Genomic DNA, 23,184 nt, shown 5'->3' with positions numbered 1-23,184 from the left:
TCCGGGCCGCCTTTGTGCATAACGACCTGCCGGGGCGACAGGCCCCAAAGGCGGGCACCCCGGGGGAAGCGCATGATAGTGGTCGAGGACCTGCACAAGCATTTCGGCGGGTTTCACGCCGTTGACGGTGCCTCAATCGAAATCGCCAAAGGCTCGATCACCGGGCTGATCGGCCCGAACGGCGCGGGCAAATCCACGCTCTTCAACGTGATCGCCGGGGTTCATGCGCCGACCTCCGGCCGCGTCCTGATGGACGGCGAGGACATCACCGGCCTGCCGCCGCACGAGCTTTTCCACAAGGGCCTTCTGCGCACCTTCCAGATTGCGCATGAATTTTCCTCGATGACGGTGCGCGAGAACCTGATGATGGTTCCGGGTGGCCAGTCGGGCGAGACGCTCTGGAACAGCTGGTTCCACCGCGCCCGCATCCGCGACGAAGAGCGCGCGCTTGCGAGGAAAGCCGACGAAGTCCTTGACTTCCTGACGATTTCCCATCTCGCCGACGAACGCGCGGGCAACCTGTCCGGTGGCCAGAAAAAGCTTCTGGAACTGGGCCGCACGATGATGGTCGAGGCCAAGATCGTCTTCCTCGACGAGGTCGGCGCGGGCGTGAACCGCACGCTTCTCAACACGATCGGCGACGCGATCGTGCGGCTGAACAAGGAACGCGGCTATACGTTCTGCGTGATCGAGCATGACATGGATTTCATCGGCCGCCTCTGCGACCCGGTGATCGTGATGGCCGAGGGCAAGGTGCTGGCCACGGGCTCGGCCGCCCATATCATGGAGAACGAGGCGGTGATCGAGGCCTATCTGGGGCGCGGACTGAAGAACAAGGTCAAGGCGGAGGCTGCAGCGGAGGCCGCGAAGCACGAGCATCACGGCGCCCAGCCCGGCCTTGGCGACGAAGCCGGTCAGGGAGGTGCTGCATGAGCTTTCTTGCGGCAGAGAACATGACAGGCGGCTACGGCGCCGCCGACATCCTTCACGATTGCACCTTGAGGGTCGAAAAGGGCCAGATCGCGGTGATCGTCGGACCCAACGGCGCGGGCAAATCCACCGCGATGAAGGCGGTCTTCGGCATGCTGAAGCTGCGCGGCGGCCATGTGAGGCTTGACGGCGAGGATATCACGCAGCTTTCCCCGCAGGACCGGGTGGCCAAGGGCATGGGCTTCGTGCCGCAGGTCAACAATGTCTTTCCGTCCATGTCGGTCGAGGAAAACCTCGAAATGGGCGCCTTCATCCGCAAGGACGATTTCAAGGCGACGATGGAACAGGTCTACGACCTCTTCCCGATCCTGAGGGACAAGCGCCGGCAGGCGGCGGGCGAGCTGTCCGGCGGCCAGCGCCAGCAGGTCGCGGTCGGCCGCGCGCTGATGACCCAGCCGAAACTTCTGATGCTGGACGAACCCACCGCAGGCGTCTCGCCCATCGTGATGGACGAACTTTTCGACCGGATCATCGAGGTCGCCCGCACCGGGATTTCCATCCTCATGGTCGAACAGAACGCCCGCCAGGCGCTCGAGATCGCCGATCAGGGCTATGTGCTCGTCCAAGGCGCCAACCGCTATACCGACACCGGCAAGGCCCTGATGGCCGACCCCGAAGTGCGTCGCACCTTCCTGGGGGGCTGAGACATGGATTTCCTCAACGCAATCGTCGCGCTGCTGAATTTCGTCATCATTCCGGCGGCGGCCTACGGCGCGCAGCTGGCGCTCGGGGCGCTCGGGGCGACGCTGGTCTATGGCGTCCTCAGGTTTTCGAACTTCGCGCTTGGCGATACGATGGCCTTCGGCACCGCGATCACCATTCTCGGCACCTGGTGGCTGCAGTCACACGGCGTGAGTTTTGGCATCCTGCCGACCGCGCTTCTTGCCCTGCCCTTCGGCATCGCGGTGACGGCTGCCTTGGCGCTCGCCACCGACCGGGTGGTCTATCGCTATTACCGGCAGGTGCGGGCGAAACCCGTGATCGTCGTCATCGCCTCGATGGGGGTGATGTTCGTCATGTCGGGCATCACCCGTTTCGTGATCGGGGTCGAGGAGATCCGCTTCGTCGACGGCACCAAGTTCGTGATCGAGGCCAACAGTTTCAAGCAGGCGACCGGCTTGGCCGAAGGTCTGGCACTGCGCTCGACCCAACTTCTGACGATGGTCACGGCGGCGCTGGTCGTGGCGGCGCTCTTCTGGTTCCTCAACAGCACCCGCACCGGCAAGTCGATGCGCGCCTATTCGGACAATGAGGATCTGGCGCTTCTGTCGGGCATCAACCCCGAGAGGGTCGTGGCGATCACCTGGATCATCGCTTCGGCGCTCGCGGTGATCGCGGGCACGCTCTACGGGCTCGACAAGGCTTACAAGGCCTTCAACTATTTCTCGCTTCTCTTGCCGATCTTCGCCGCCGCCGTGGTGGGCGGGCTCGGCAATCCCCTTGGCGCGATCGCGGGCGGCTTCCTCGTCGCCTTCTCGGAAGTGGGCGTGACCTATGCCTGGAAGAAGGTCGCGGGGTACGTGATGCCTGAGGGCCTCGCCCCGGACGGGCTTCTGCAGATCCTGTCGACCGATTACAAATTCTCGGTCTCCTTCGCGATCCTGATCCTTGTCCTCCTCTTCAAACCGACCGGCATCTTCAAGGGGAAAGCGGTATGAGCCTGAACCTGCGCAACATCGCCCTCTTCGCCATTATCGCGGTCTTCTTCGTGCTTGAGGCGGTGGTCGAGTGGAAGATCGGCCCGTCGGGCAGCTATACGATCTTCGCGGGCACCTGGAACTCCTCGCTCGTCATCCTGAACTTGTGCCTGATCTCTGCGATCATGGCCCTGGGGGTGAATATCCAGTGGGGCTATGCGGGCCTTTTCAATACCGGGATCGTCGGTTTCGTCGCCATCGGCGGGCTTGCGCCGGTGCTGGTATCATCCCCGGTCGTACCGGAAATATGGACCGGCCCGGGCCTTTACCGGCTGATGGCCGGACTTGCACTTGGTGCTGGCGCGGTGGCCGCCGCGGTCTATGCCTATGGCCGCACCAAAGGGCGCACCCGCACCCTCGCCATCATCGCGATCGCAATCGTCGGCTTCTTCCTCTACCGGTCCGTCCTTGATCCTGCCGTCATCTTCATCGAAGCGAACAACCCCGCTACCTATGGCAATATCGGCGGGCTTGCACTGCCAGCGCTCATCTCCTGGCCGGTGGGCGGACTTTTCGCGGCAGGTGCGGCCTGGGTGATCGGCAAGACCGCGCTGGGTTTGCGCTCCGATTACCTCGCCATTGCCACGCTTGGCATCGGCGAAATCATCGTGGCGATCTTGAAGAACGAAGACTGGCTGGATCGCGGGGTCAAGAACGTCATCACGATTCCCCGCCCCTGGCCGGTCCCCGAAGAGATCAAGCTTCAGGGCGCAAGCTGGTTTCAGGAGCTGGCGGCGACCCTCGGCACGAGCACCGTGACAGCCTCGACCATCCTGGTGAAGCTTCTCTACGGTTCGCTCTTCCTCGCCGTTCTGGCGCTGATCCTCGTCGCCTCGGAACTGGCACTGAAAAGCCCCTGGGGCCGGATGATGCGCGCGATCCGCGACAATGAAACCGCCGCGCGGGCGATGGGCAAGGATGTGACCCGCCGCCATCTGCAGATATTCATCCTCGGCTCGGCGATCTGCGGCATCGCAGGCGCGATGCTGGTCACGCTCGACGGCCAGCTCACCCCCGGCAGCTACACGCCCCTGCGCTTCACCTTCACCATCTGGCTGATGGTGATCGTCGGCGGATCGGGCAACAACTGGGGCGCGATCCTCGGCGCCTTCCTGATCTGGTTCCTCTGGATCAAGGTCGATCCCTGGGGCAATGCGCTGATGTACACGATCACCGCGGGCATGCCGGAAGGATCCGAGCTGAAGCATTATCTGATCGATTCCGCCGCGCAGATGCGGACGATCACCATGGGGCTGATCCTGCTGCTGGTGTTGCGCTTCGCACCGAAGGGCCTGATTCCGGAGAAGTGACTCGCTTTTGGCGTGATTGTCTCTATGAGGTGATCAGCCGGTCTCGTGCGCTCCGCCCCGGCGGGGTGCGCCGCTAGATTGGCGGTGCGTCCTGACCGGTCTTGCGGGTTTCCTATGGCATTCTTTCACGAACTGCGCCGCCATGGCCGGGCCACTGCATTGCTCGGTGCCTCCGGCGCGCCTGTCACCTACGAAAACCTCGCCGCGCGCGCCGACCTCTGGCAGGCAAGGTACGAGCGCCGCGCGGGGGATATCGGCTGCCGCCTGCTGATCGGGATCGAGATCGCGCCTGACACAGAGATGATCGCCGCCTATCTCGGCGCGCTTTCGGGCGGCCACGCGGTGCTTCTGGCCGCGCCGGGCGAGATCGGCGACGGGACCGCCCTGGCCCGGGCCTACCGGCCCAATATGGTTGTGAGGCTTCGCGAGGGCGCCATCACCCTTGATCCCGGCAGCGACGAACCCGCGCACCCGCATCCCGATCTGCGCCTGCTTCTGTCCACCTCCGGCAGCACCGGCGACCCCAAGCTCGTGCGGTTGTCGGAAGAGAACATCGACAGCAACGCGCGCGCCATCGCCGACTATCTCTCGCTCCGCCCCGCCGACCGTGGGCTGACGACACTGCCCTTGCATTATTCCTACGGGCTTTCCGTCCTGCACAGCCACCTCGTGGCCGGCGCAAGCCTCAGGCTCGATACGGCCGGGGCGTCGGACCCCGGGTTCGAACGTCTGTGCCGCGAGGGCGGCATCACCAACCTTGCCTTCGTGCCGCATCAGCTGGACCTCCTCGAGGCACGCGGCAGCGACCTGTCGGACTTGCCGGGCCTGCGCTTCGTCACCCAGGCGGGCGGGCGGTTCGCGCCCGAGAAGGTCCGCGCCTGGGCTGGGGCCGGGCGGCGCGCGGGCTGGGACTTCGTCGTCATGTACGGCCAGACCGAGGCCGCACCCCGCATGGCCTACCTGCCGCCCGCCGAGGCGATCGCCGCGCCCGACACCATCGGCCGCGCCATCCCCGGCGGCCGGTTCCGGATCGAGGACGAGGGCGGCGCCGAGATCACCGGCGCCGGGCGGAAGGGCGAACTGGTCTACCAAGGCCCGAACGTCATGATGGGCTATGCCGAACGGCGCGAGGCGCTGGCGGATGGCCGCACTATCAGCGATTTGCGGACCGGCGACATCGCGGAATGGAACGGCGACGGCTTGATCCGTCTTGTTGGCCGCGTGAAGCGGTTCGTGAAGCTCTACGGTCTGCGTCTCAACCTCGACCAGATCGACGCGATGATCGACGGTGCGGGCCTCAGCGGCCGGGCCGTGGGCCTTGGCGACCGGCTCGCGGTGATGACCGACCGCCCGGAAGAGGGTGACGATATCGCGGCACTGATCGCCGCGCGGTGCGGCCTGCCCCTTGCCGATATCTTCGTAGGGTCGGTGCAATCGCTTCCGCGCCTCGGCAACGGCAAGACCGACTACCGCGAGATCGAGCGGCTGGCGGCGGTTGCCGCCGAAGCCAGACCGGCCGCAACGCCTGCGGCAAGCCGTGACGCCTCCCTCGCCGCCGACTACGCTGCCGCCACACGGCGCCGCCGGATTGCGCCGGAGGACACGTTCGCCAGCCTCGGGGGCGATTCCCTTGCCTATCTTCACCTCACGCTCGCCATCGAGGACCGGCTCGGCCATGTGCCGCCCGACTGGGACCGGATGAGCGTGGCGGAGCTTGACAGGATGGCGCTGGCCCGGGCGGCGCACGGCCGCCCTGCCCCGCAGCCCGCCGACCCGGCGGTGATCACGCGGCTTGGAGCGATTGCCTGCGTCATTCTCTTCCACCTCAATCTCTGGCCGATCCAGGGTGGCACCTGGCTTCTGATCCTGCTCGCGGGCTATTCGCTCGCCCGTTTCCAGAGCGGCGCGATCAGCCGGGGGGCAGCGGCGGATGTCCTGCGCAACATGCTCTGGCCGATCCTGCCTATCTATTTCGCGATCCTTCTCGTCTATCATCAGCTGCGCCATGACGTGCCGCCGGAGATGTACTTGCTTGTGGCAAATAACTTGCCGCACGATCCGCCGCCCCTTATCGCGCCCTATTGGTTCATCAGCCTCTATGCCCAGATCGCGCTGTTCGCCGCGATGCTCGGCCTTCTGCCATTCGTGCGCCGGGCCATCACACGCGACAGTTTCAATTTCGGGCTGATAGCCGGTTTCATCGCCACCGGTGCCTCGGCGCTGATGCAACTCGTGCTACTCGGCTGCAACGGCACGGACTGCGAGGCGGCACTGCGCGCCCTGCCGCTGAACGAGCGGACGCTACCGCTTTGCCTGCCGTTCCTCTTCATCGGCTGGGCGATGCAGGCGGCGCGCGACGACCGGCAGCGTCTTTATTCCGTCGTGCTTCTCGTGCTCGCGCTCGCGGTCTTCCCGGTGCGCCAGCCCGGCTTCCTCACGATGATGGCGCTCGGCACCGCGCTTCTCTGCCTGCCGATCGCCATCAGCCTGCCCGCCCGTGCCAACCGCTTCCTCCGGCGGGCGGCCTCGGCGACGCTCTTCGTCTATCTCGTCCACAATGGCGTCGTCTGGGCCTTCAAGGTCGCGAGCCCGGCTTATGACCGGCTCGGCCCCTTCGTCTCCTCGATCCTCGTCCTCGTCATCTGCTTCGGCCTCGGCTTCGCGCTCGATGGTTTTTACAGGTTCAGCGAGAGGAAGGCATTGCGGCTGCTGCAAAGGATGCCGCGGCGGCGGGCGCAGACACCCTAGCCGCTTTCGCGGCCGCGATGGCACGGGCGGACCAGATGCCGAACTCGTCGCCTCCATATCGCGCCCGGCGCTCTGGCGCGACATCGATGGAGACATGGTCAACCGGCCCGAAGAGCACGCCCGCCGGCGTTGCGGCGGCCCAGTCTTCGATCGCCCTCCTGTCTGCAAGTGACGGAACGGGCTCTGCAAGACGCGCGGTGAAATTCAGCTGCGCCTCGTACTTTCGGCCTGTCACGGCCCAGGGACCCCCACCTGTCTGCACAAGCGCCAGCCGCAGGGCCGCGCCGTCATAGGCGTCGAAAAGCCCGCCGGACTGCGCCGCCAGATAGAGGATCGCGACAAGGCCGAGCCCTAGGCTCGCCTGCCCCGGCACGAATCCCAGCCGCGCCGACAGCGGGCCAAGCGCCATCAGCAAGAGCGCCCCCAGCGCCCAGAGGCGGGAGGGCAGGAGCGCGGGCAACAAAGGTGCGGCGGCAGCGCCTGACAGGTCAAGGAGTGCTACCGCCAGAACCGCCAGACCGCAGGTCAGGCAGAGCCATGAGGCCAGCGAAGCGACCGGTCTGCGCCCGGACGCCAGCGCGTGCGCGGTCAGCAGGGCGGCCGCAGGCAGTTCCGGCAGCAGATAGTGCGCCTGCTTGCTGGCCGTGAGCGAAAAAAGCACGAACGCCCCGGCAAGCCAGACAAGGCAGAGCCGGAGCCCCGGATCGCGGGCTGTCGCGGCAGTTGCCAGTCCCCTCCAGAACGGACGCGACAGGCTCCACGGGTAAAGCAGGACCGGCAGGACCGGCAGAAAGAACCAGATCGGACGATCATGCGCGAGCCCGCCGCCCAGCCGTTCGGCAGACTGACGCCAGAGCAATTCATAGCGCATGTCCGGGCTTGCCGTCACAAGTGCCGGTATGAGCCAGAGCAGAGCTGCGGAAACGACGATGAGAAGCGCCACGGCGAGCCCGCGACCGAAGGCGCGCGCACCGGGCCGTTCGACCGCCCACCACCGGTAGAAGAGAAGCGGCGCGGCGAGATGCAGGAAGATGACCGGTCCCTTGGCGTAGAAACCGAACGCCAGGGCCAGGCCCAGCCCCGCCCACGGTCGCCAGCCAACCTGCCCCTCGACGCCGATCCGCCAGAGCTGGCCGAGCGACAGAAGGACGGCAAGCCCGAGCATCGTGTCGAACATCGTCGCGCCGCCGAACAGCAGAAAACCCAGCATGCTGCCGAGGATGATGGCGCTGTCACGCGGAACCGAAGGCTGGCTGCGCCAGAGCCGCGCGGCGAAAGCCGCCGTCACGCCGATCATCGCCACGGCGAAGGCCGGGCCCACCAGCCGCGCGGCAAATTCGTTCACGCCCGTGACCATCCAGACGAGGTTGATCAGCCAGAAGAGAAGCGGCGGCTTGTCGGCATAGGGCGCGAAGTTCCGCGTGAGGTGAAAGGGGTCGCCCGACAGATGCATCTCCCACGCCACGGCTAGATAGCGGGTCTCGTCGACCGGCAAGAGGGGGCGCGCCCAGACAAGAAGCGCGAGCAGCAGAAAGTAGAGGCCCAGCAACGGGCCAGGGTTCAGACGGGACAAGAGTGCATCCGATCATGCAGGGAGGTGCTCGCCAAGCGCTACGCCCGGCTCGCGACGCCCTCAATCAACCTTGGTTGTAGGCACGCCCTCCGGCGCTGTCCTTGGTCACCGATGGCGCGGTTGACGGATGCCGCCTTTCGTATGCGACATATTTTGTCGAAAAGTGACATGACCCGGATCGAAGAGCCGCAAAGATGACCCAAGGGTCCAGCGGGAGCACATCATGAAGGAACAGGTTCAGGTCGTCGTCATCGGGGGCGGAGTCGTCGGCTGTTCGGTTCTCTACCATCTGACGAAATACGGCTGGAAAGACGTGATGCTGATCGAGCGGTCGACGCTGACCTCCGGCTCGACCTGGCATGCGGCAGGCGGGTTCCACACCCTGAACGGCGACACGAACATGGCGGCGCTGCAGGGCTATACGATCCAGCTTTACAAGGAGCTGGAGAAGATCACCGGCATGTCCTGCGGCCTGCACCATGTGGGCGGCATCACTCTGGCCGACAATATGGCGCGGTTCGAGATGCTGAAGGCCGAGCGCGCGAAGCACCGCTACATGGGCCTGCATACCGAGATCCTCGGCCCGGAAGAGGTGGCGAAATTCACCGACGGGATGGTGAATACCGATGGCATCATCGGCGCGCTTTACGATCCGCTGGACGGCCACCTTGACCCGTCGGGCACTACCCACGCCTATGCCCGCGCCGCAAAGATGCAGGGCGCCGAGGTCGTCGAGCACAACAAGGTGCTGGAAACCAACCCGCGCCCTGACGGCACATGGGACGTGGTGACCGAAAAGGGTACGATCCACGCCGAGCATGTGGTGAACGCGGGCGGCCTCTGGGCACGCGAGGTGGGGGCAATGGCGGGCGTCTATCTGCCGCTTCTGCCGATGGCGCACCAGTATCTGGTGACCGACGACATCCCCGAGATCATGGATATCCTGAAATCGGGTCGCGAATTCCCCCATGTGATGGACCCGGGCGGCGAAAGCTATCTGCGGCAGGAAGGCCGCGGGCTTTGCATCGGCTTCTACGAAAAACCCTGCGAGCCATGGTCGGTCGATGGCACGCCGTGGACTTTCGGACACGAGCTTCTGAACGAGCAGTTCGACAAGATCGAAGATTCAGTCGCCTTCGCCTACCGCCGCTTCCCGGTCCTCGAACGGACCGGCGTGAAGCGGGTGATCCACGGCCCCTTCACCTTCGCGCCCGACGGCAACCCGCTGATCGGGCCGGTCCCCGGCCTCAGGAACTACTGGTCGGCCTGCGCGGTGATGGCAGGCTTCAGCCAGGGCGGCGGCATGGGCAAGTCGCTGGCCGAATGGATGATCCATGGCGAGACGGAATGCGACCCGCGCGGCTTCGACGTAGCGCGCTTCGGCAAATGGACGACGCCGGGCTACACCGTCCCCAAGGTGATCGAAAACTACCAGATGCGCTTCTCGGTCAGCTACCCGAACGAGGAACGCCCCGCCGCCCGCCCCTTCCGCACGACGCCCATGTACGACATTTTCGACCGGATGGGCGCGGTCTGGGGCCAGCAATACGGGCTTGAGGTTCCGAACTACTTCGCGGCCGAGGGCGAGCCGCGCTACGAGACCCCGACCTTCAAGCGATCGAACGCCTGGGAGGCGACGCGCCGCGAGGTCTTCGCCGTGCGCGAGGCGGTGGGCATCAACGAGGTGCAGAATTTCGGCAAGTTCCGGGTGAAGGGCCCCAACGCCCGCGCCTGGCTCGACCGGATCATGGCGGGCGCGATTCCGAAGCCCGGTCGCCTGTCGCTGACCCCGATGCTGAGCCCGAAGGGCAAGATCATCGGCGATTTCACCGTGACCTGCATCTCTGAAACCGAATTCCAGATCACCGGGTCGTACGGCGCGCAGGACCAGCACCTGCGCTGGTTCGAAAAGAACCTCGAACCGGGCGTCGCGGTCGAGAACATGTCCGACCGGATCACCGGCTTCCAGATCGCCGGACCGAAGGCACGCGAGCTTCTGCAGCGCGTGACCCGTGCCGATGTCTCGGGCGAGGCGTTCAGGTTCATGGACGCGCGCCAGATCACGGTCGGCATGGTCGATTGCCTCGTGCAGCGCGTCAGCTACACCGGTGATCTCGGCTACGAGATCTTCTGCGACTTCATGAAGGAACGTTCGCTCTGGCACACTCTGTGGACCGCCGGGCAGGACCTTGGGCTGAAGCCGTTCGGCATGCGGGCGATGATGTCCTTGCGCCTCGACAAATGGTTCGGCTCCTGGACGCGCGAATTCAGCCCGGACTATTTCCCCGGTGAAACCGGCATCGACCGCTTCATCCGCTGGAACAAGCCGGTGGAATGGATCGGCAAAGCCCCGGCCATGGCGGAAAAAGCCGCTGGCTCCAAGCGCAGGCTGTGCAATTTCGTCATCGACGCGGTTGACGCAGATGTCGTGGGCTACGAGCCGCTGTGGGTCGGCGACAAGGTCGTGGGCTTTTGCACATCGGGGGGCTATTCGCACTGGACCGGCCAATCGGTCGCGCAGGCCTTCGTGCCGGTCGAGCGGATCCGCGAGGGGCTGGAAGGTGAGATCGAGATCCTCGGCGAACGCCGCAAGGCGCGCCTGGTGACCCAGCCGCTGTGGGACGCCGACGGGGCGCGGATGCGGGGCTGAGGGGCATTCACCTCGTTCTTGACGAAACGCGCGCATCGTCCTTCAATCGGACAATGGCTGCGACGCTCACAATCCTCGTTCCCGCGGCCGGGGCGTCATCCCGGATGCGGGGGCGCGACAAGCTCATGGAACGTATCGGTCCCGAGACCATGCTTGCCCGCACGGTGCGCCTTGCGCGCGGCGTGGCCTCCCATGTGGTGGCGACGATTCCCGACGGCGGGCCATTTTCCGCCCCGCGCGCGGCGGTCCTGCGCGGCACGGGCGCCGAGGTGATTGCCATCTCGGATTACCACGACGGCATGTCGGCCTCGATCCGCGCGGGCGCACGGGCGGCGGCCATGTCGGAAGGGTTGATGATCCTTCTGCCGGACATGCCGGAGGTGACCGGAGAGGATATCGCCCGCGTGGCCGAGGCCTTCGCGCTCGACCCCGCGCACCCGGCCCGTGGCGCGAGTGCGGATGGAACGCCCGGCCATCCCGTCATCCTGCCACGCCGCCTTTTTGCCGACCTTGCGGTTCTGACCGGCGACCATGGCGCGCGGAAGGTACTGGAAGGGCTGCCGGTCCAGCTCGTGCTGCTGCCCGACCGCCATGCCCTGACCGACCTCGATACGCCCGAAGACTGGAACAGCTGGCAGGCGCCGACGTTGTAGCGGTCAGGCGGCGGCAAGCGCCCGCGCCTCATGCTCCCTGAGGCTGGCGCGCGCTGGCCCGTAGGCCTCCCAGACGGCATCGCCCGCAAGCTCTGGGAACAGCGCGAAAATCTCGCGGCGCTGCGCATCGTCTATGCCCGCGAGCGTGGCTGCGCCCGGCTGGAAGCTCTCGGTCCAGAGACCTTCGGACAGGACAATCTCGTGCTGCCGGAACAGCATGTGGAAGTAGGTCACGCCCAGATCGGGCGCCATCCTCTCGATCCCGGGCATGCCGCAAAGATGGCTCGCGGCGACAAGAACCTCGGTCTCGCCCGCGATCAGTTCGGCACGGCTGCCGCTGACCAGGAGGCGATGCTGCGGCGAGACGACGAGCGCCCGCTCCGGTGCGACCCGCCCGAGCGCCCCCGCCTCGATCCGGATGGGCGCAAGCTGCGGCTTGATCACCAGGTCCAGCGCCGTAAGGCTCCTGCTGCCGATCCACAGGACCGGCTGATAGCCGCTGTCGCGCGTCAGAACGAGGTCGCCCGCGACAATGTCCTCTATCGCGACCGCGCCGCGAACCGTCTCGATCAGGGTTCCGGCGGCGAAACAGGGAATGATCTTCTCGATGTTCGAGAAGGTCAGGGAACCGACGACATTGCCGAGATTGTCCAGGAACTGGACGGTGCCCGCTTCGTCATTGCCGCCGGCATAAAGGATGTTGGTATTGGCCTTCGTCCAGCCCGAGCCAAACAGATCAAGGACATCCACCTCGTTCGAGGGCGTGTCTTCCGATCCGTCGATGACGTCGCCAATCCCGACGCCCGTGAACAGGTCCGAGCCGAGGCCACCGGTAAGCGAGTCGGTGCCTGCGCCACCGCTCAGCGTGTCATCGCCGTCGCCGCCGAAGAGCGAGTCATTGCCATCGCCGCCAAGCAGGGAATCCGCGCCGACGCCACCAAAGACCTGATCATCGCCGATACCGGCGTCGATCGTGTCGGCGCCGCCGGTCTGCGGGATGGTGGTGAAATGGACATCGCTGACCCAGAGGGCCTGGCTCGACGTGCCGACGTTTGCATAGATGATCTCTATCCGTGCGACCGGTCCGGCGATATTGACCAGCGCCGAGCCCTGGGCCGAATTGGCGCTGTCGGCGGTATTCGCGGCGGTGATCGTGTTGCCCGACAGCGAATCATTGCCGCTGAGCGTGATCGTGACAGGGATCAGGTTGCCGTCCGCGTCATAGGCATTGACGGTGACGATGTCCTGCCAGTTGCCGGTGCTGGCGTCGATGTCGTTCAGCCGGAACTGCACATCGCTGACCGCGTCGGTCACGCCGCTGCCGGCAGAGGCGGCGAAGTCGATGTAGGTCGTCGAGGTCGTGCCGGTGCCGGTGCCGGTCAGGCTCAGGTTCGACGTCGTGCTCATCGGCTCGCCGCCGCCGATGAAGACCGTGTCGCTCGATTCTACGGTCTGGGTCGAGGCGAGGCCCGTGGTGGCAAAGCTGACCCGGACATCCATGAGGCCGGTGTCCTGGACGAAGCCATTGGTAATGCTGGATTCGTCTGCCCCCGCAAGGCTCCATTGCAGTGCTTCGTTGGTGGCGCTCGCGACCGAAGGGGCGTCGCCGTAGAGCACATCATTCCCGTCGCCGCCAGAGATCGAATCCGAACCGCCGCCGCCCAGGATCGTGTCGTCGCCAAGGCCCCCCAGGACCGTGTCGCCGCCCGCGCCAGCCTCCACGCGGTCTGCGCCGTCGCCCGCGTCCACAGAATCCGCGCCATCGCCGGCGATGATCGTATCGAGCCCGGCGCCGCCGAGGATCGTATCGGCGCCCGCACCACCAAAGACCAGGTCATTGTTGCTGCCCGCATCTATGGAATCGTTGCCGAACCCGCCATAGATCGAGTCCGCGCCGCTGCCGCCAAACAGGTTGTCATTGCCGGCCTCGCCAAGAAGCGAATCCGCGCCCGAGCCACCGAATATGGTGTCGTCGCCGGTTCCGGCAAAGACGGTGTCACTGCCGGCGTTCGCGATGAAGGAGTCACTGCCGCCGTACAGGCTGACGAGATCGCTCGCACCGGTGCCTGTAAGCGTCGTGTCATTTCCGGCAGTGCCGAGGATCGTCGCCATGAGGTATTACTGTCAGTCGTCTATGTCCGCTTCCGTCCGAGCATGTCGCGAACAACCGCCGCTCTCCGCCCTTCGGAAAGGTTAATGCCGTCCAAATTGGCTATTTCTAAGGCTGCTTACGGCTGCATTTAGCCGCAAGTCCGCCCTTACTGCACACCTGAATACCGATCAACGAATAGGTCGCATTGCAATATCAGCTTTCAGACGCGTCGTGCATGAAAAAACCAAATAACGCCAGATAGCTGTCTGGCGTTACCGGCGGAACACAGGATGTAGTGGCCAAGAGCCTTCAGGCGGCGAAGCCGACCGCGCCCTTGTTCTTGGTGGCGGTTGCGGGCGCCGCGCAGGCGTCGACGATCGCCTTCGCGACGGCCCCGATTGCAGTATCCGCAGCCGCCCGAGTCTCGCACCAAAGCCCGGAAACGTTCACGAGGGCGGGCTGGTCGAGCGCGATCTGGATGTAGGTCACATTGTGGAAGGCGCCCCGTTCGACACCCGCGATGCCGACATAGCGCTTCGCCTGAACGATCTGGATGCCAAGACCGTTGGCGCTGGCGCTCGCGATACCATGCTCTGGCGACAGGGCGATCTGACGCGCGGGCAGGCCATGGCCGAGCGCGCCTGCCTCGATCACAACCGGACGCAGGAGGGGGATCAGGCCAAGCGCGCGCCATCCGAACTGGCGACGGCCGATCCGGCGCACCGTCTGAAGGCCGTGATCGCGGGTCATGACCCGGTCGCCGACTTTCAGAAGCTTCGCGGCAACCGGCCCGCGGTCGGTCAGAATCTCGCTTTCCGGCGTGAAGCAGGGGGCGGCGTCGGAATAGTCGGCGACATCGCTCGCCTGACCGTCGCGTCCCTTGGCCCCGACCAACCGCTCCTCGCCCGCCGCGCCCTCAAGGCGCGTCTCGGTGAGGTCGGAAATCTGATCCGCCTTGTCTCGCTCAGTCTGAAAGAAAGTGTGCTTCATCGACCTTTAACCCTCTACTCAATATCACCCAGGACACCGGGCACACCGCCCGGCATCGGAACCGTCAGATCGAAGACCGATCCGCGACGCGGCAACGTTGCGGCAGAGCCGCAAACACCGGGTACGACAGCCCCAGAAGACCGCAGGACAGAAGTACCAGAACCGTCATCATTCGCAACTCCTCGACCTTACTCGTTACCGGCCGCCCAAAATCGGACCACCGTTCCATCCCCGCGCGTCAGATCCAATCCTGACGCGCCACGACCGTTTCGCTGTCCTGCCCCGGGGCAAACAGCGCCAGATATTCCTCCGTTTGCGCCGACGGCGGTACATCGCCCTGCCGGTCGGCCAGCTGAAAGGCCTCGAGCCAGATACCGTTGGCGAGGATCACCTCGTCGCGGTCGAAGCCGACATGGACATAGCGCACGCCGAGGACCGAGCAGCTGCGGATCGCATGGCCGTCAGTCATCTCGCTTGCCGCCACCAGGTGGTCGCGGCCTGCGGTCTGGGTCAGGATGCGCAGCGACGGGCTGACCAGCAGCTCCCGTTCCGGCAACCCGCGCGAGACGGCGCCAACCGTGACGAGCACCGGCTGCATGTGCGGCGCAGAGGCAAGCTGGCCATAATCGAAATCGCGACGGCGCACCGAGCGTACGGTCTGCAATCCGTCATCGCGGGTCACGACACGGTCACCGGGAACAAGCTGTTCCACCGGCTTTTCGCCCCTGAGTGTCGTGATGAATGTACCTGAGGTCAGACAAGGCAATGTCGCGGTTCCAACAAAAGCGGCCATCAATCACACGGGCCAGTTACAAAATCCCCGAAGGGTCGTCTGAAAGAGAATAGAGAATTTATACTTACGAATAGGTTATTTATTCCACTCTAATTGTGGCGGAATTTGGGCAGACACTCCCATCCATCCCTGACGTAGCGTCACATGGGGACAGGTATTATTTCCACCAGGCGGACAAATCCCCGCCGAAAAGCCCGCTCGCTGCACACTATCGCATACCGCACGACGGAGACGCGGTATATAGTCGCCAAAACCCCAACAATAGGGATGACGGGCTGCCGAAAGGCAGACGGTCCGCGGCAACGATGGCGATCGCGCGTCTCGAGATCGTGAGCACACCGCACCTGCTTTGTCGCCATCATCGGCCTTGGCGATTCGCTGGAAATCTGGTGCCCGAGGCGAGACTCGAACTCGCATACCTTGCGGCGACGGATTTTGAATCCGCTGCGTCTACCATTCCGCCACTCGGGCCACCGGAACGACCCTTAGCCGTCCCGGATCACGCTTTCAAGCGCCATTCAAGGTTCAGGGCGCGCTCGCCGAAAATGTATCGCAGGCGCGGATCGTGCCCTGCTGATATCCGGTCGCAAGCCACTTCTGACGCTGGTCCGATGTGCCATGGGTAAAGCTGTCGGGCATCGGGCGCTGACCCGCGTTCCGTTGCAGCGTATCGTCGCCGATCTGCGCTGCGGCATTCACCGCCTCCTGAATATCGCCCTGTTCAAGCGTGCCAAGCTGATCGGCCGCGTAACGCGCCCAGACGCCCGAGAAACAGTCGGCCTGCAGCTCGACCCGCACCGAAATCGCATTGCTGTCGGCCTCGCTCGATTGCTTGCGGATCTGCGTGGTCTTCGCAAGGATGCCAAGCTGATCCTGCACCGCATGCCCGATCTCGTGTGCCACGACATAGGCGGCGGCGAAATCGCCCTTGGCGCCAAGCCGCTGCGAGAGGGTCGCGAAGAAATCGGTGTCGAGATAGACCTTCTTGTCGAGCGGGCAATAGAACGGCCCGGTCATCGCCGAGGCGCCGCCGCAGCCCGACTGGGTGCCGCCCTTGAAGAGGACGAGCGTCACCGGCCGATAGGCCCTGCCCAGCTCCTGTTCGAATATCTGGCTCCAGATTGCCTCGGTATCGGCAAGCGTCACCGAAACGAACTGGGCGGCCCGCTCGTCGGCTTCGGTGACCTCTCCGCCGCCGGTGCCGCCGATCTGCTGGGCGCCCATCCCCTGCTGCAGGACCGCGATCGGATCGCCGCCAAGCGCCCACACCAGCAGCGCCACGACCACGAGGCCCAGCCCGCCACCGCCGATGGCGCCACCGGCCGACATGCGCCGCCGGTCCTCGATATTGTCGCTGCCGCGCCGACCCTGCCACTTCATGAGACCCCCTTGGCGCACCTATGGGCGCCCTTTCTGCTCAAGGATAGCCCGAACTATGGCGGGCGCGAAAGGACCAGTCGTCTTGACGGCGCATTTGCGCCGTGGCCTAAGGACACCGGCAGTTCCGGACAGGAAGAATGATCAGAGCTTTGTATGACTGGACGATCCGCCTTGCGGACCACCCCAAGGCGCTTTGGGCGCTTGGCACGGTTTCCTTCGTCGAGAGCTCGTTCTTCCCCATCCCGCCGGATGTCCTGATGATCCCCATGATCATCGCGCGGCCATCCCGCGCCTGGCTGATCGCCACGATCGCGCTGGTAACGTCGGTCCTCGGCGGGCTTTTCGGCTATTTCATCGGCGCCGTGCTGTGGGAGACGATCGGCCAGCCGATCCTGACGTTCTACGGCAAGGCGGAGGCTGCGGACCTTTTCGCCGAACGTTTCAACGCCTATGGCGCCTGGGCCGTGCTGATCGCGGGGGTGACGCCCTTTCCTTTCAAGGTCATCACCATCATGTCGGGCTGGACGGGGCTGTCACTTCCGGTGTTCATCCTCGCCTCTGTCATCGCCCGCGGCCTGCGGTTCTTTGTTGTCGCGGGTCTTCTGTGGCGGTTTGGGGCGCCGATACGGACCTTCATCGAGGCTCGGCTGGGGCTCCTGTTCAGCTTGTTCATGCTGCTGCTCGTCGGTGGATTTGCCTTGGTGAAATACCTATGACCCGGAACCGTCTCGTCCTTCTCGCCGCAGGCGGATCGCTTGCCCTTCTGGCCGGAGCCTTCATCTTTCAGGCGTTTGGCTATGCCCCCTGCAAGCTTTGCCTGTGGCAGCGCTGGCCGCATGCCGCCGCCATCGTGATCGGTGCGCTTTGCCTTTCCACGCGGCGCGCGGAACTCGCCTGGCTCGGCGCTGTTGCGGCCCTCGCCACCGCCGGGGTCGGCATCTATCATACGGGCGTCGAGCGCGGCTTCTGGCTCGGGCCGACGACCTGCACGTCGGGCGATGTCGGCGGCCTGTCAGCGGACGATCTGATGAACCAGATCCTCAACGCGCCGCTCATTCGCTGCGACGAGGTCGCCTGGTCGCTATTCGGCCTGTCGATGGCGTCCTGGAACGCGCTCCTCTCGCTCAGCCTCGCGGCGATCTGGGTCCGGGCCGCCACGCGGCGGGGCTAACGCCGACCGGGCCGTTTGGTCGACAGAAGCAGGTTGGTCTCGCTCGCCAGCACACCCTCATAGCCGCGCACCTTGAGTATCAGCGCATCCAGCTCCTCCAGAGTCCTCGTCCCCAGTTCGCACACGAGATCCCAGCGGCCATTGGTCGAATGGACCGCCTGAACCTCAGGCAGGCCAAGGATGCGCGCGGTGATCCGCTCCTGCCCGCGCCCCTCGATCGCGATCATCATCAGCCCGCGCACCGGCGAAGCGCTGACATCGCCGCGCGTCAGCACGGTGAAGCCGATGATCTCGCCGCGCGCCTGCAGTCGTTCGAGCCGCGCCCTGACCGTCGCACGCGCCAGCCCCAGACGGTCGGCAAGATCGGAAAGCGCGGCACGCCCGTCCCGGCGCAACTCCGCCACCAGCCGCTGGTCGGTATCGTCCAAATCGGTCATTCTTCCCGCCATTTCGATCAAAGCCTCGCGCAAACCGACAATAAATCGCTTTCAGGCTGACGCAAGAGGGCGGCATCATGGCGAAAATGACCAAGGACCGACCATGACGAACTGCATTCTCATCGGCGCACCCATCGACAGCGGCCAGAAACGCGCGGGCTGCCTGATGGGCCCCGCCGCCTACCGCGTCGCAGGGCTCGGCGCCTCGATTACCGACCTCGGCCACACGGTCGCCGACTGGGGCGATGTGGCGCTGCCGACGCTCGCGCCGGTCTCCTGCCCGAACCCCGCCGTCCATTCGCTTGCCGAAACCGTGGGCTGGACCGCAGCGCTCGCCGACCGCACCGCCGAGGCGCTGGCGACCGGCGCCTTCCCGATCATCCTCGGCGGCGACCATTCGCTGGCGCTCGGCTCGGTCTCGGGCGCTGCGCGCCATGCCCGGTCCGAGGGCCGCCCGCTCTTCGTCCTCTGGCTCGACGCCCATTCCGACATTCACACGCCGCTGACCACCCAGTCCGGCAACCTGCATGGAACGCCCGTAGCCTATATCGCCGGCCACAGCGGCTTCGACGCCTTCCCGCCCTTCCCCGATCCGGTGCCCGAGGACCATATCTGCCTTTATGGCATCCGTTCGGTCGATCCGGCCGAACATGCCTCGCTTCTGAAGACCGACATGGTGATCTGCGACATGCGCGTCCTTGACGAGCGCGGCATCGTCGCGCCCTTGCGCGAATTCCTGGAGCGGGTTCGGGCCGAGAACGGCCTGCTGCATGTCTCGCTCGACGTCGATTTCCTCGACCCGTCGATCGCGCCCGCCGTCGGCACGACGGTTCCCGGCGGCACCACCTTCCGCGAAGCGCATCTGGTGATGGAGCTCTTGCACGAAAGCGCTCTCGTCACGTCGCTCGACCTGGTCGAGCTGAACCCGTTCCTCGACGAACGCGGCCGGACCGCCAAACTGATGGTTGAGCTTGTGGGCTCTCTCATGGGCCGCAAGGTCTTCGACCGGCCGACGCGGAGCTACTGAAATGATGAAGCAGAATTTGAACATCGTCCCGTTTGTCAGCGTGGACAACATGATGCGGCTCGTTCTTCACCTAGGCGTCGAGCGGGTGATGAAAGATATAGCGGATGAGATCGAGGCCGATTTCCGCCGCTGGCCCCTGTTCGACAAGACCCCGCGCGTCGCCTCCCATTCCGACGTCGGCGTGATCGAGCTGATGCCGACCTCGGACGGCGAGATGTATGGGTTCAAATATGTGAACGGCCATCCGAAGAACATGAAGGAAGGCCTGCAAACCGTTACCGCCTTTGGGCTTCTGGCCGACGTCAACACCGGCTACCCGGTCCTGCTGACCGAAATGACGATCCTGACCGCGCTCCGCACCGCCGCGATGTCGGCGCTCGCCGCGAAATGGCTGGCGCCCGAAGGATCAACCGTGATGGCGCTGATCGGCAATGGCGCGCAGGCGGAATTCCAGGCCCTGGCCTTCCAGGCCATCTGCGGGGTCGCCGAGGTTCGCCTTTACGATATCGACCCGGCGGCGACGAAGAAATGCGCGGCGAACCTTGCGGGATCGAAACTGAAGGTCGTTTCCTGCAAGAGTGCCGAAGAGGCGATCCTCGGGGCGCAGATCATCACGACCGTCACCGCCGACAAGCAATATGCGACGATCCTCAGCGACAACATGGTCGGTTCGGGCGTTCATATCAACGCGGTCGGCGGCGATTGCCCGGGCAAGACCGAGCTGCATAAGGATATCCTGCTAAGGTCCGATATTTTCGTGGAATATCCTCCTCAGACCCGGATCGAGGGCGAGATCCAGCAGCTTGCCGCCGACTATCCGGTGAAGGAATTGTGGCAGGTGATGACCGGCGCGATCCGGGGCCGCGAAGACGGACGCGCGATCACGCTTTTCGATTCTGTCGGTTTCGCGATCGAGGATTTTTCGGCGCTGCGCTATGTGCTCGGCCAGCTGAAGGCCCTGCCGAAGAGCCTGAAGTTCAGCGAGGATCTCGACATGATCGCCGACCCCGACGATCCTCGCGACCTCTACGGCATGCTCCTGCGCAAGAAGGCGGCGCAGGCGGCGTGAAGAGCGAGGGCTCTGCCCTCGCGCTCCCGGGATATTTGATCCAGCGTGAAAGGATCAGGCAAGGCCGACCATCCGCCGGATGTCTGCGGGCGTCGCGCCCTCCTCGCGATAGTTGCGGATCGCGCGGGCATCGTCGCGCTTGGCCAGGCGCTTGCCCGCTGCGTCGCGGATCAGGCGGTGGTGGTCATAGACGGGCGTCGGCAGGCCGAGAAGGCGCTGCAAGAGCACATGGATCGCCGTCGCCTCGAACAGGTCTTCGCCGCGCGTCACATGGGTGATGCCCTGCGCGGCATCGTCGACCACGACCGACAGGTGGTAGGAAGTGCCCATGTCGCGGCGGGCAAGCACCACGTCGCCGACGGTCCCGACCAGGTCATCGGGCACCACGGTGATCCGGCCGCGCTTCCCGGCACCTTCCTCGCGGAACGCGACCGGCGCCGTCGCGGCAAGCGCCATGTCTAGGCGAAGCGCGCCCGCGGGCAAGGCACCTCTGCGCGCATGGTTTCGGCACGTACCCGGATAGATCGGCCCGTCCGGGCCGACGCGCGGGCTGGCGCCCTCCTGCGGGGCGCTTGCTGCCGCCTCGATGTCGCGGCGCGAGCAGTGACATTCATAGAGGAACCCGGCGCGCCAGAGTTCTTCGAGTGCCGCGCGATAGGCGGGCTGCCGGTCCGACTGGCGCATGACCGGCTGCTCCCACACGAGCCCGAGCCAGGCAAGATCGTCGAAGATCGCCTGTTCCCATTCGGGGCGCGCGCGCGACCGGTCTATATCCTCGATCCGGAGGAGGAACCGCCCGCCCGCCGCCCGTGCCATGTCATGGGCGACGATCGCGGAATAGGCATGGCCGAGGTGCAGGGGTCCGGTGGGCGACGGTGCGAAGCGGGTTACGACAGCCATTGGGTGAAAGCCGCCTTTGCCCTGTCGGTATAGGCCTTGTAGCGGTCCTTGCGGCCCTTGCGGCCGCCCTTCGCGTCGATGGGCGGGAAGAGGCCGAAATTCACGTTCATCGGCTGGAAGGTCTTCGCCTCCGCCCCGCCGGCAATATGATGGATCAGCGACCCCATTGCGGTTTCCGGTGGCGGTGGCGCCAGGTCCTGCCCCAGAATCTCCGCCGCCGCCATCCGGCCCGCCAGAAGGCCCATGGCGGCGCTCTCCACATAGCCTTCGACGCCGGTGATCTGGCCAGCGAAGCGGATATTGGGGCGCGACTTCAGCCGCATCCTTTCATCGAGCAGCGTCGGCGAGTTGATGAACGTATTGCGGTGAATGCCGCCGAGGCGGGCGAAGGAGGCATTTTCCAGCGCCGGAATCTTGCGGAAAACATCCACTTGCGCGCCGTACTTCATCTTGGTCTGGAAGCCCACGATATTGTAGAGCGTGCCAAGCGCATTGTCGCGGCGGAGCTGCACGACCGCATAGGGTTTCTGTTCCGGCCGGTGCGCATTGGTCAGCCCCACCGGCTTCATCGGCCCATGGCGCAGGGTTTCGCGTCCGCGTTCGGCCATCACCTCGATGGGCAGGCAGCCGTCGAAATAGCCCGCCGTTTCGCCTTCGTGGAACAGGGTCTTGTCGGCGGCCAGCAGCGCGTCGATGAAGGCCTCGTACTGAGCCTTGTCCATCGGGCAGTTCATGTAGGCGGTCTGCTCCTCGACCGTCTCGCCCTTGTCATAGCGCGACTGCATCCAGGCGACCGACATGTCGACCGTTTCGGCATAGACGATGGGGGCGATCGCGTCGAAAAAGGCGAGCGCTTCAGTGCCTGTCTCGGCCGCGATTGCCTCGCCAAGGCGCGAGGAGGTCAGCGGGCCGGTGGCGATGATCCAGCTTCCACTCGAGGGAAGTTCTGTAATCTCTTCATCTGAAACGGAAATGTTGGGATGAGAGCGCAGCCGTTCCGTCACGCTTTCGGCAAACGGATCGCGGTCCACCGCCAGAGCGCCGCCCGCAGGCAGCCGGTGGCGCGTCGCCATTTCCATGATGAGACCACCTGCCGCCCGCATTTCCCAATGCAGAAGACCGACCGCATTGCGTTCATCATCGTCGGAGCGGAAGGAGTTGGAACAGACCATCTCGGCGAAATGGCCGGTACGGTGGGCGAAGGTCGCGACTTTCGGGCGCATCTCGTGGATGCAGACCCGTATTCCCAGATTGGCCGCCTGCCAGGCGGCCTCGGAGCCGGCCATGCCGCCGCCGACGATATTGAGTTGCGCGTCCATGCGCGCGGATTAGACGATGACGGCGGCGAAGAAAAGCCTCAGAAGCCGACTTCGATGTCGAGGTCGTCAAGGTAGCCCCGGGCGCGGGCATCGCCGGGCACCGGGCCTGCAAGCTTGCGAGGTTCCGGGCCGGTCACCGTCCGGTCCGACCGCGCCGCGAAAAACGTCGCCAGGAACCGGCGCAGCGCGCCCTCTTCCCGTTTGGTTTCGCCGATGCGACCCGCGAGATCGGTATATGCCATGACCTTCCCCTTGTTGCCCGGGGACGGCGCCCTTCCCAAGACCGCCGCCCGTTATGCCCAGTCTTGAAGGTGAGTCTGGCGGCAGTAGGTTAAGAATGTGTCAAAATCGGCATCTCTTCATGACGCGCAACCGGGCCGGAAAA

20 protein-coding genes and 1 tRNA gene are annotated in these 23,184 nt (G+C 65.1%); 11 read left to right on the top strand and 10 right to left on the bottom strand.

The genetic code is table 11. The annotated features are described in order from the left end of the window. Positions 1–72 precede the first annotated feature (72 nt). The 5 genes from P0645_RS03345 to P0645_RS03325 all read left to right on the top strand — a co-directional run bounded on the left by P0645_RS03345 (position 73) and on the right by P0645_RS03325 (position 6,745). Positions 73–933 (top strand): ABC transporter ATP-binding protein, encoded by an 861-nt coding sequence (locus tag P0645_RS03345; RefSeq protein ID WP_284163138.1) that lies wholly within the window; start codon positions 73–75, stop codon positions 931–933. After that, positions 930–1,634 carry an ABC transporter ATP-binding protein gene (locus tag P0645_RS03340; protein ID WP_284163137.1) on the top strand — a complete coding sequence of 235 codons (705 nt, stop codon included), beginning with the start codon at positions 930–932 and terminating at the stop codon, positions 1,632–1,634. Before P0645_RS03345 ends, P0645_RS03340 begins: the two co-directional genes overlap by 4 nt. Before the next feature lie 3 nt (positions 1,635–1,637). Further along, the gene (locus P0645_RS03335; RefSeq protein ID WP_284163136.1) at positions 1,638–2,648 is read left to right on the top strand and encodes a branched-chain amino acid ABC transporter permease; all 1,011 of its coding nucleotides are present in this window, start codon (positions 1,638–1,640) and stop codon (positions 2,646–2,648) included. After that, the gene (locus P0645_RS03330) at positions 2,645–3,997 is read left to right on the top strand and encodes a branched-chain amino acid ABC transporter permease (RefSeq protein ID WP_284163135.1); all 1,353 of its coding nucleotides are present in this window, start codon (positions 2,645–2,647) and stop codon (positions 3,995–3,997) included. The genes P0645_RS03335 and P0645_RS03330 overlap by 4 nt, the downstream gene beginning before the upstream one ends. 114 nt (positions 3,998–4,111) lie before the next feature. Next, positions 4,112–6,745: an AMP-binding protein gene (locus P0645_RS03325; RefSeq protein ID WP_284163134.1), complete on the top strand. Its 2,634-nt coding sequence runs from the start codon at positions 4,112–4,114 to the stop codon at positions 6,743–6,745. On the opposite strand, the gene P0645_RS03320 is transcribed toward P0645_RS03325, so the two are convergent. Then, the gene (locus tag P0645_RS03320) at positions 6,681–8,318 is read right to left on the bottom strand and encodes an ArnT family glycosyltransferase (RefSeq protein WP_284163133.1); all 1,638 of its coding nucleotides are present in this window, start codon (positions 8,316–8,318) and stop codon (positions 6,681–6,683) included. The genes P0645_RS03325 and P0645_RS03320 overlap by 65 nt on opposite strands. 223 nt (positions 8,319–8,541) lie before the next feature. Between P0645_RS03320 and P0645_RS03315 the strand changes: the two genes are divergently transcribed. Next, complete coding sequence (locus P0645_RS03315; RefSeq protein WP_284163132.1) at positions 8,542–10,968, top strand: GcvT family protein; 2,427 nt, start codon at positions 8,542–8,544, stop codon at positions 10,966–10,968. A 53-nt stretch (positions 10,969–11,021) separates the two neighbouring features. Continuing rightward, complete coding sequence (locus P0645_RS03310) at positions 11,022–11,621, top strand: nucleotidyltransferase family protein (protein ID WP_284163131.1); 600 nt, start codon at positions 11,022–11,024, stop codon at positions 11,619–11,621. Between the two features lie 3 nt (positions 11,622–11,624). Here P0645_RS03310 and P0645_RS03305 read toward each other — a convergent pair whose 3' ends face one another. The 5 genes from P0645_RS03305 to ypfJ form a co-directional block, all read right to left on the bottom strand. Next, the gene (locus P0645_RS03305) at positions 11,625–13,733 is read right to left on the bottom strand and encodes a Hint domain-containing protein (protein WP_284163130.1); all 2,109 of its coding nucleotides are present in this window, start codon (positions 13,731–13,733) and stop codon (positions 11,625–11,627) included. 289 nt (positions 13,734–14,022) lie between these two features. Next, the gene (locus tag P0645_RS03300; RefSeq protein ID WP_284163129.1) at positions 14,023–14,703 is read right to left on the bottom strand and encodes a Hint domain-containing protein; all 681 of its coding nucleotides are present in this window, start codon (positions 14,701–14,703) and stop codon (positions 14,023–14,025) included. A 238-nt stretch (positions 14,704–14,941) separates the two neighbouring features. Beyond that, positions 14,942–15,469, bottom strand: a complete 528-nt coding sequence (locus P0645_RS03295; RefSeq protein WP_284163128.1) for a Hint domain-containing protein — start codon at positions 15,467–15,469, stop codon at positions 14,942–14,944. A gap of 414 nt (positions 15,470–15,883) precedes the next feature. After that, positions 15,884–15,967, bottom strand: a tRNA-Leu gene (locus P0645_RS03290). A 54-nt stretch (positions 15,968–16,021) separates the two neighbouring features. After that, on the bottom strand, positions 16,022–16,876 hold the full coding sequence (gene ypfJ, locus P0645_RS03285; protein WP_284163127.1) for a KPN_02809 family neutral zinc metallopeptidase: 855 nt from the start codon (positions 16,874–16,876) through the stop codon (positions 16,022–16,024). A 137-nt stretch (positions 16,877–17,013) separates the two neighbouring features. Between ypfJ and P0645_RS03280 the strand changes: the two genes are divergently transcribed. Next, positions 17,014–17,592 (top strand): YqaA family protein, encoded by a 579-nt coding sequence (locus tag P0645_RS03280; RefSeq protein WP_284163126.1) that lies wholly within the window; start codon positions 17,014–17,016, stop codon positions 17,590–17,592. Continuing rightward, positions 17,589–18,047 carry a disulfide bond formation protein B gene (locus P0645_RS03275; protein WP_284163125.1) on the top strand — a complete coding sequence of 153 codons (459 nt, stop codon included), beginning with the start codon at positions 17,589–17,591 and terminating at the stop codon, positions 18,045–18,047. Before P0645_RS03280 ends, P0645_RS03275 begins: the two co-directional genes overlap by 4 nt. Here P0645_RS03275 and P0645_RS03270 read toward each other — a convergent pair. Beyond that, the gene (locus P0645_RS03270) at positions 18,044–18,475 is read right to left on the bottom strand and encodes an Lrp/AsnC family transcriptional regulator (RefSeq protein WP_284163367.1); all 432 of its coding nucleotides are present in this window, start codon (positions 18,473–18,475) and stop codon (positions 18,044–18,046) included. The genes P0645_RS03275 and P0645_RS03270 overlap by 4 nt on opposite strands. Positions 18,476–18,587: 112 nt before the next feature. Between P0645_RS03270 and rocF the strand changes: the two genes are divergently transcribed. Then, a complete protein-coding gene (gene rocF / locus P0645_RS03265) occupies positions 18,588–19,511 on the top strand; it encodes an arginase (protein WP_284163124.1) in 924 nt (307 codons plus the stop codon). A gap of 1 nt (position 19,512) precedes the next feature. After that, positions 19,513–20,580: an ornithine cyclodeaminase gene (gene ocd / locus P0645_RS03260; RefSeq protein ID WP_284163123.1), complete on the top strand. Its 1,068-nt coding sequence runs from the start codon at positions 19,513–19,515 to the stop codon at positions 20,578–20,580. A gap of 54 nt (positions 20,581–20,634) precedes the next feature. Here the strand turns inward: ocd and gluQRS are convergent, their stop codons facing one another. The 3 genes from gluQRS to P0645_RS03245 are packed head-to-tail and all read right to left on the bottom strand — an operon-like array spanning position 20,635 to position 23,041. Continuing rightward, complete coding sequence (gene gluQRS / locus P0645_RS03255) at positions 20,635–21,480, bottom strand: tRNA glutamyl-Q(34) synthetase GluQRS (RefSeq protein ID WP_284163122.1); 846 nt, start codon at positions 21,478–21,480, stop codon at positions 20,635–20,637. Then, on the bottom strand, positions 21,468–22,799 hold the full coding sequence (gene trmFO, locus P0645_RS03250) for a methylenetetrahydrofolate--tRNA-(uracil(54)-C(5))-methyltransferase (FADH(2)-oxidizing) TrmFO (RefSeq protein ID WP_284163121.1): 1,332 nt from the start codon (positions 22,797–22,799) through the stop codon (positions 21,468–21,470). The genes gluQRS and trmFO overlap by 13 nt, the downstream gene beginning before the upstream one ends. A gap of 38 nt (positions 22,800–22,837) precedes the next feature. Next, a complete protein-coding gene (locus tag P0645_RS03245; RefSeq protein WP_284163120.1) occupies positions 22,838–23,041 on the bottom strand; it encodes a hypothetical protein in 204 nt (67 codons plus the stop codon). Positions 23,042–23,184: the final 143 nt, after the last annotated feature.

The sequence above is a fragment of the Frigidibacter sp. SD6-1 genome, from assembly GCF_030143255.1.
Classification (GTDB): Bacteria; Pseudomonadota; Alphaproteobacteria; order Rhodobacterales; family Rhodobacteraceae; genus TMP-24.
This window is presented reverse-complemented; position numbering and strand designations above follow the sequence as displayed.

What these genes read in the sequence shown, in the direction of transcription:
- P0645_RS03275 (WP_284163125.1), top strand. Translation starts at nt 17,589, where the DNA reads ATGACCCGGAACCGTCTCGTCCTTCTCGCCGCAGGCGGATCGCTTGCC.
- P0645_RS03245 (WP_284163120.1), bottom strand. Translation starts at nt 23,041, where the DNA reads ATGGCATATACCGATCTCGCGGGTCGCATCGGCGAAACCAAACGGGAA.
- trmFO (WP_284163121.1), bottom strand. Translation starts at nt 22,799, where the DNA reads ATGGACGCGCAACTCAATATCGTCGGCGGCGGCATGGCCGGCTCCGAG.
- P0645_RS03335 (WP_284163136.1), top strand. Translation starts at nt 1,638, where the DNA reads ATGGATTTCCTCAACGCAATCGTCGCGCTGCTGAATTTCGTCATCATT.
- ocd (WP_284163123.1), top strand. Translation starts at nt 19,513, where the DNA reads ATGATGAAGCAGAATTTGAACATCGTCCCGTTTGTCAGCGTGGACAAC.
- P0645_RS03340 (WP_284163137.1), top strand. Translation starts at nt 930, where the DNA reads ATGAGCTTTCTTGCGGCAGAGAACATGACAGGCGGCTACGGCGCCGCC.
- P0645_RS03305 (WP_284163130.1), bottom strand. Translation starts at nt 13,733, where the DNA reads ATGGCGACGATCCTCGGCACTGCCGGAAATGACACGACGCTTACAGGC.
- P0645_RS03330 (WP_284163135.1), top strand. Translation starts at nt 2,645, where the DNA reads ATGAGCCTGAACCTGCGCAACATCGCCCTCTTCGCCATTATCGCGGTC.
- P0645_RS03280 (WP_284163126.1), top strand. Translation starts at nt 17,014, where the DNA reads ATGATCAGAGCTTTGTATGACTGGACGATCCGCCTTGCGGACCACCCC.
- P0645_RS03325 (WP_284163134.1), top strand. Translation starts at nt 4,112, where the DNA reads ATGGCATTCTTTCACGAACTGCGCCGCCATGGCCGGGCCACTGCATTG.
- P0645_RS03300 (WP_284163129.1), bottom strand. Translation starts at nt 14,703, where the DNA reads ATGAAGCACACTTTCTTTCAGACTGAGCGAGACAAGGCGGATCAGATT.
- P0645_RS03310 (WP_284163131.1), top strand. Translation starts at nt 11,022, where the DNA reads ATGGCTGCGACGCTCACAATCCTCGTTCCCGCGGCCGGGGCGTCATCC.
- gluQRS (WP_284163122.1), bottom strand. Translation starts at nt 21,480, where the DNA reads ATGGCTGTCGTAACCCGCTTCGCACCGTCGCCCACCGGACCCCTGCAC.
- ypfJ (WP_284163127.1), bottom strand. Translation starts at nt 16,876, where the DNA reads ATGAAGTGGCAGGGTCGGCGCGGCAGCGACAATATCGAGGACCGGCGG.
- P0645_RS03345 (WP_284163138.1), top strand. Translation starts at nt 73, where the DNA reads ATGATAGTGGTCGAGGACCTGCACAAGCATTTCGGCGGGTTTCACGCC.
- P0645_RS03315 (WP_284163132.1), top strand. Translation starts at nt 8,542, where the DNA reads ATGAAGGAACAGGTTCAGGTCGTCGTCATCGGGGGCGGAGTCGTCGGC.
- rocF (WP_284163124.1), top strand. Translation starts at nt 18,588, where the DNA reads ATGACGAACTGCATTCTCATCGGCGCACCCATCGACAGCGGCCAGAAA.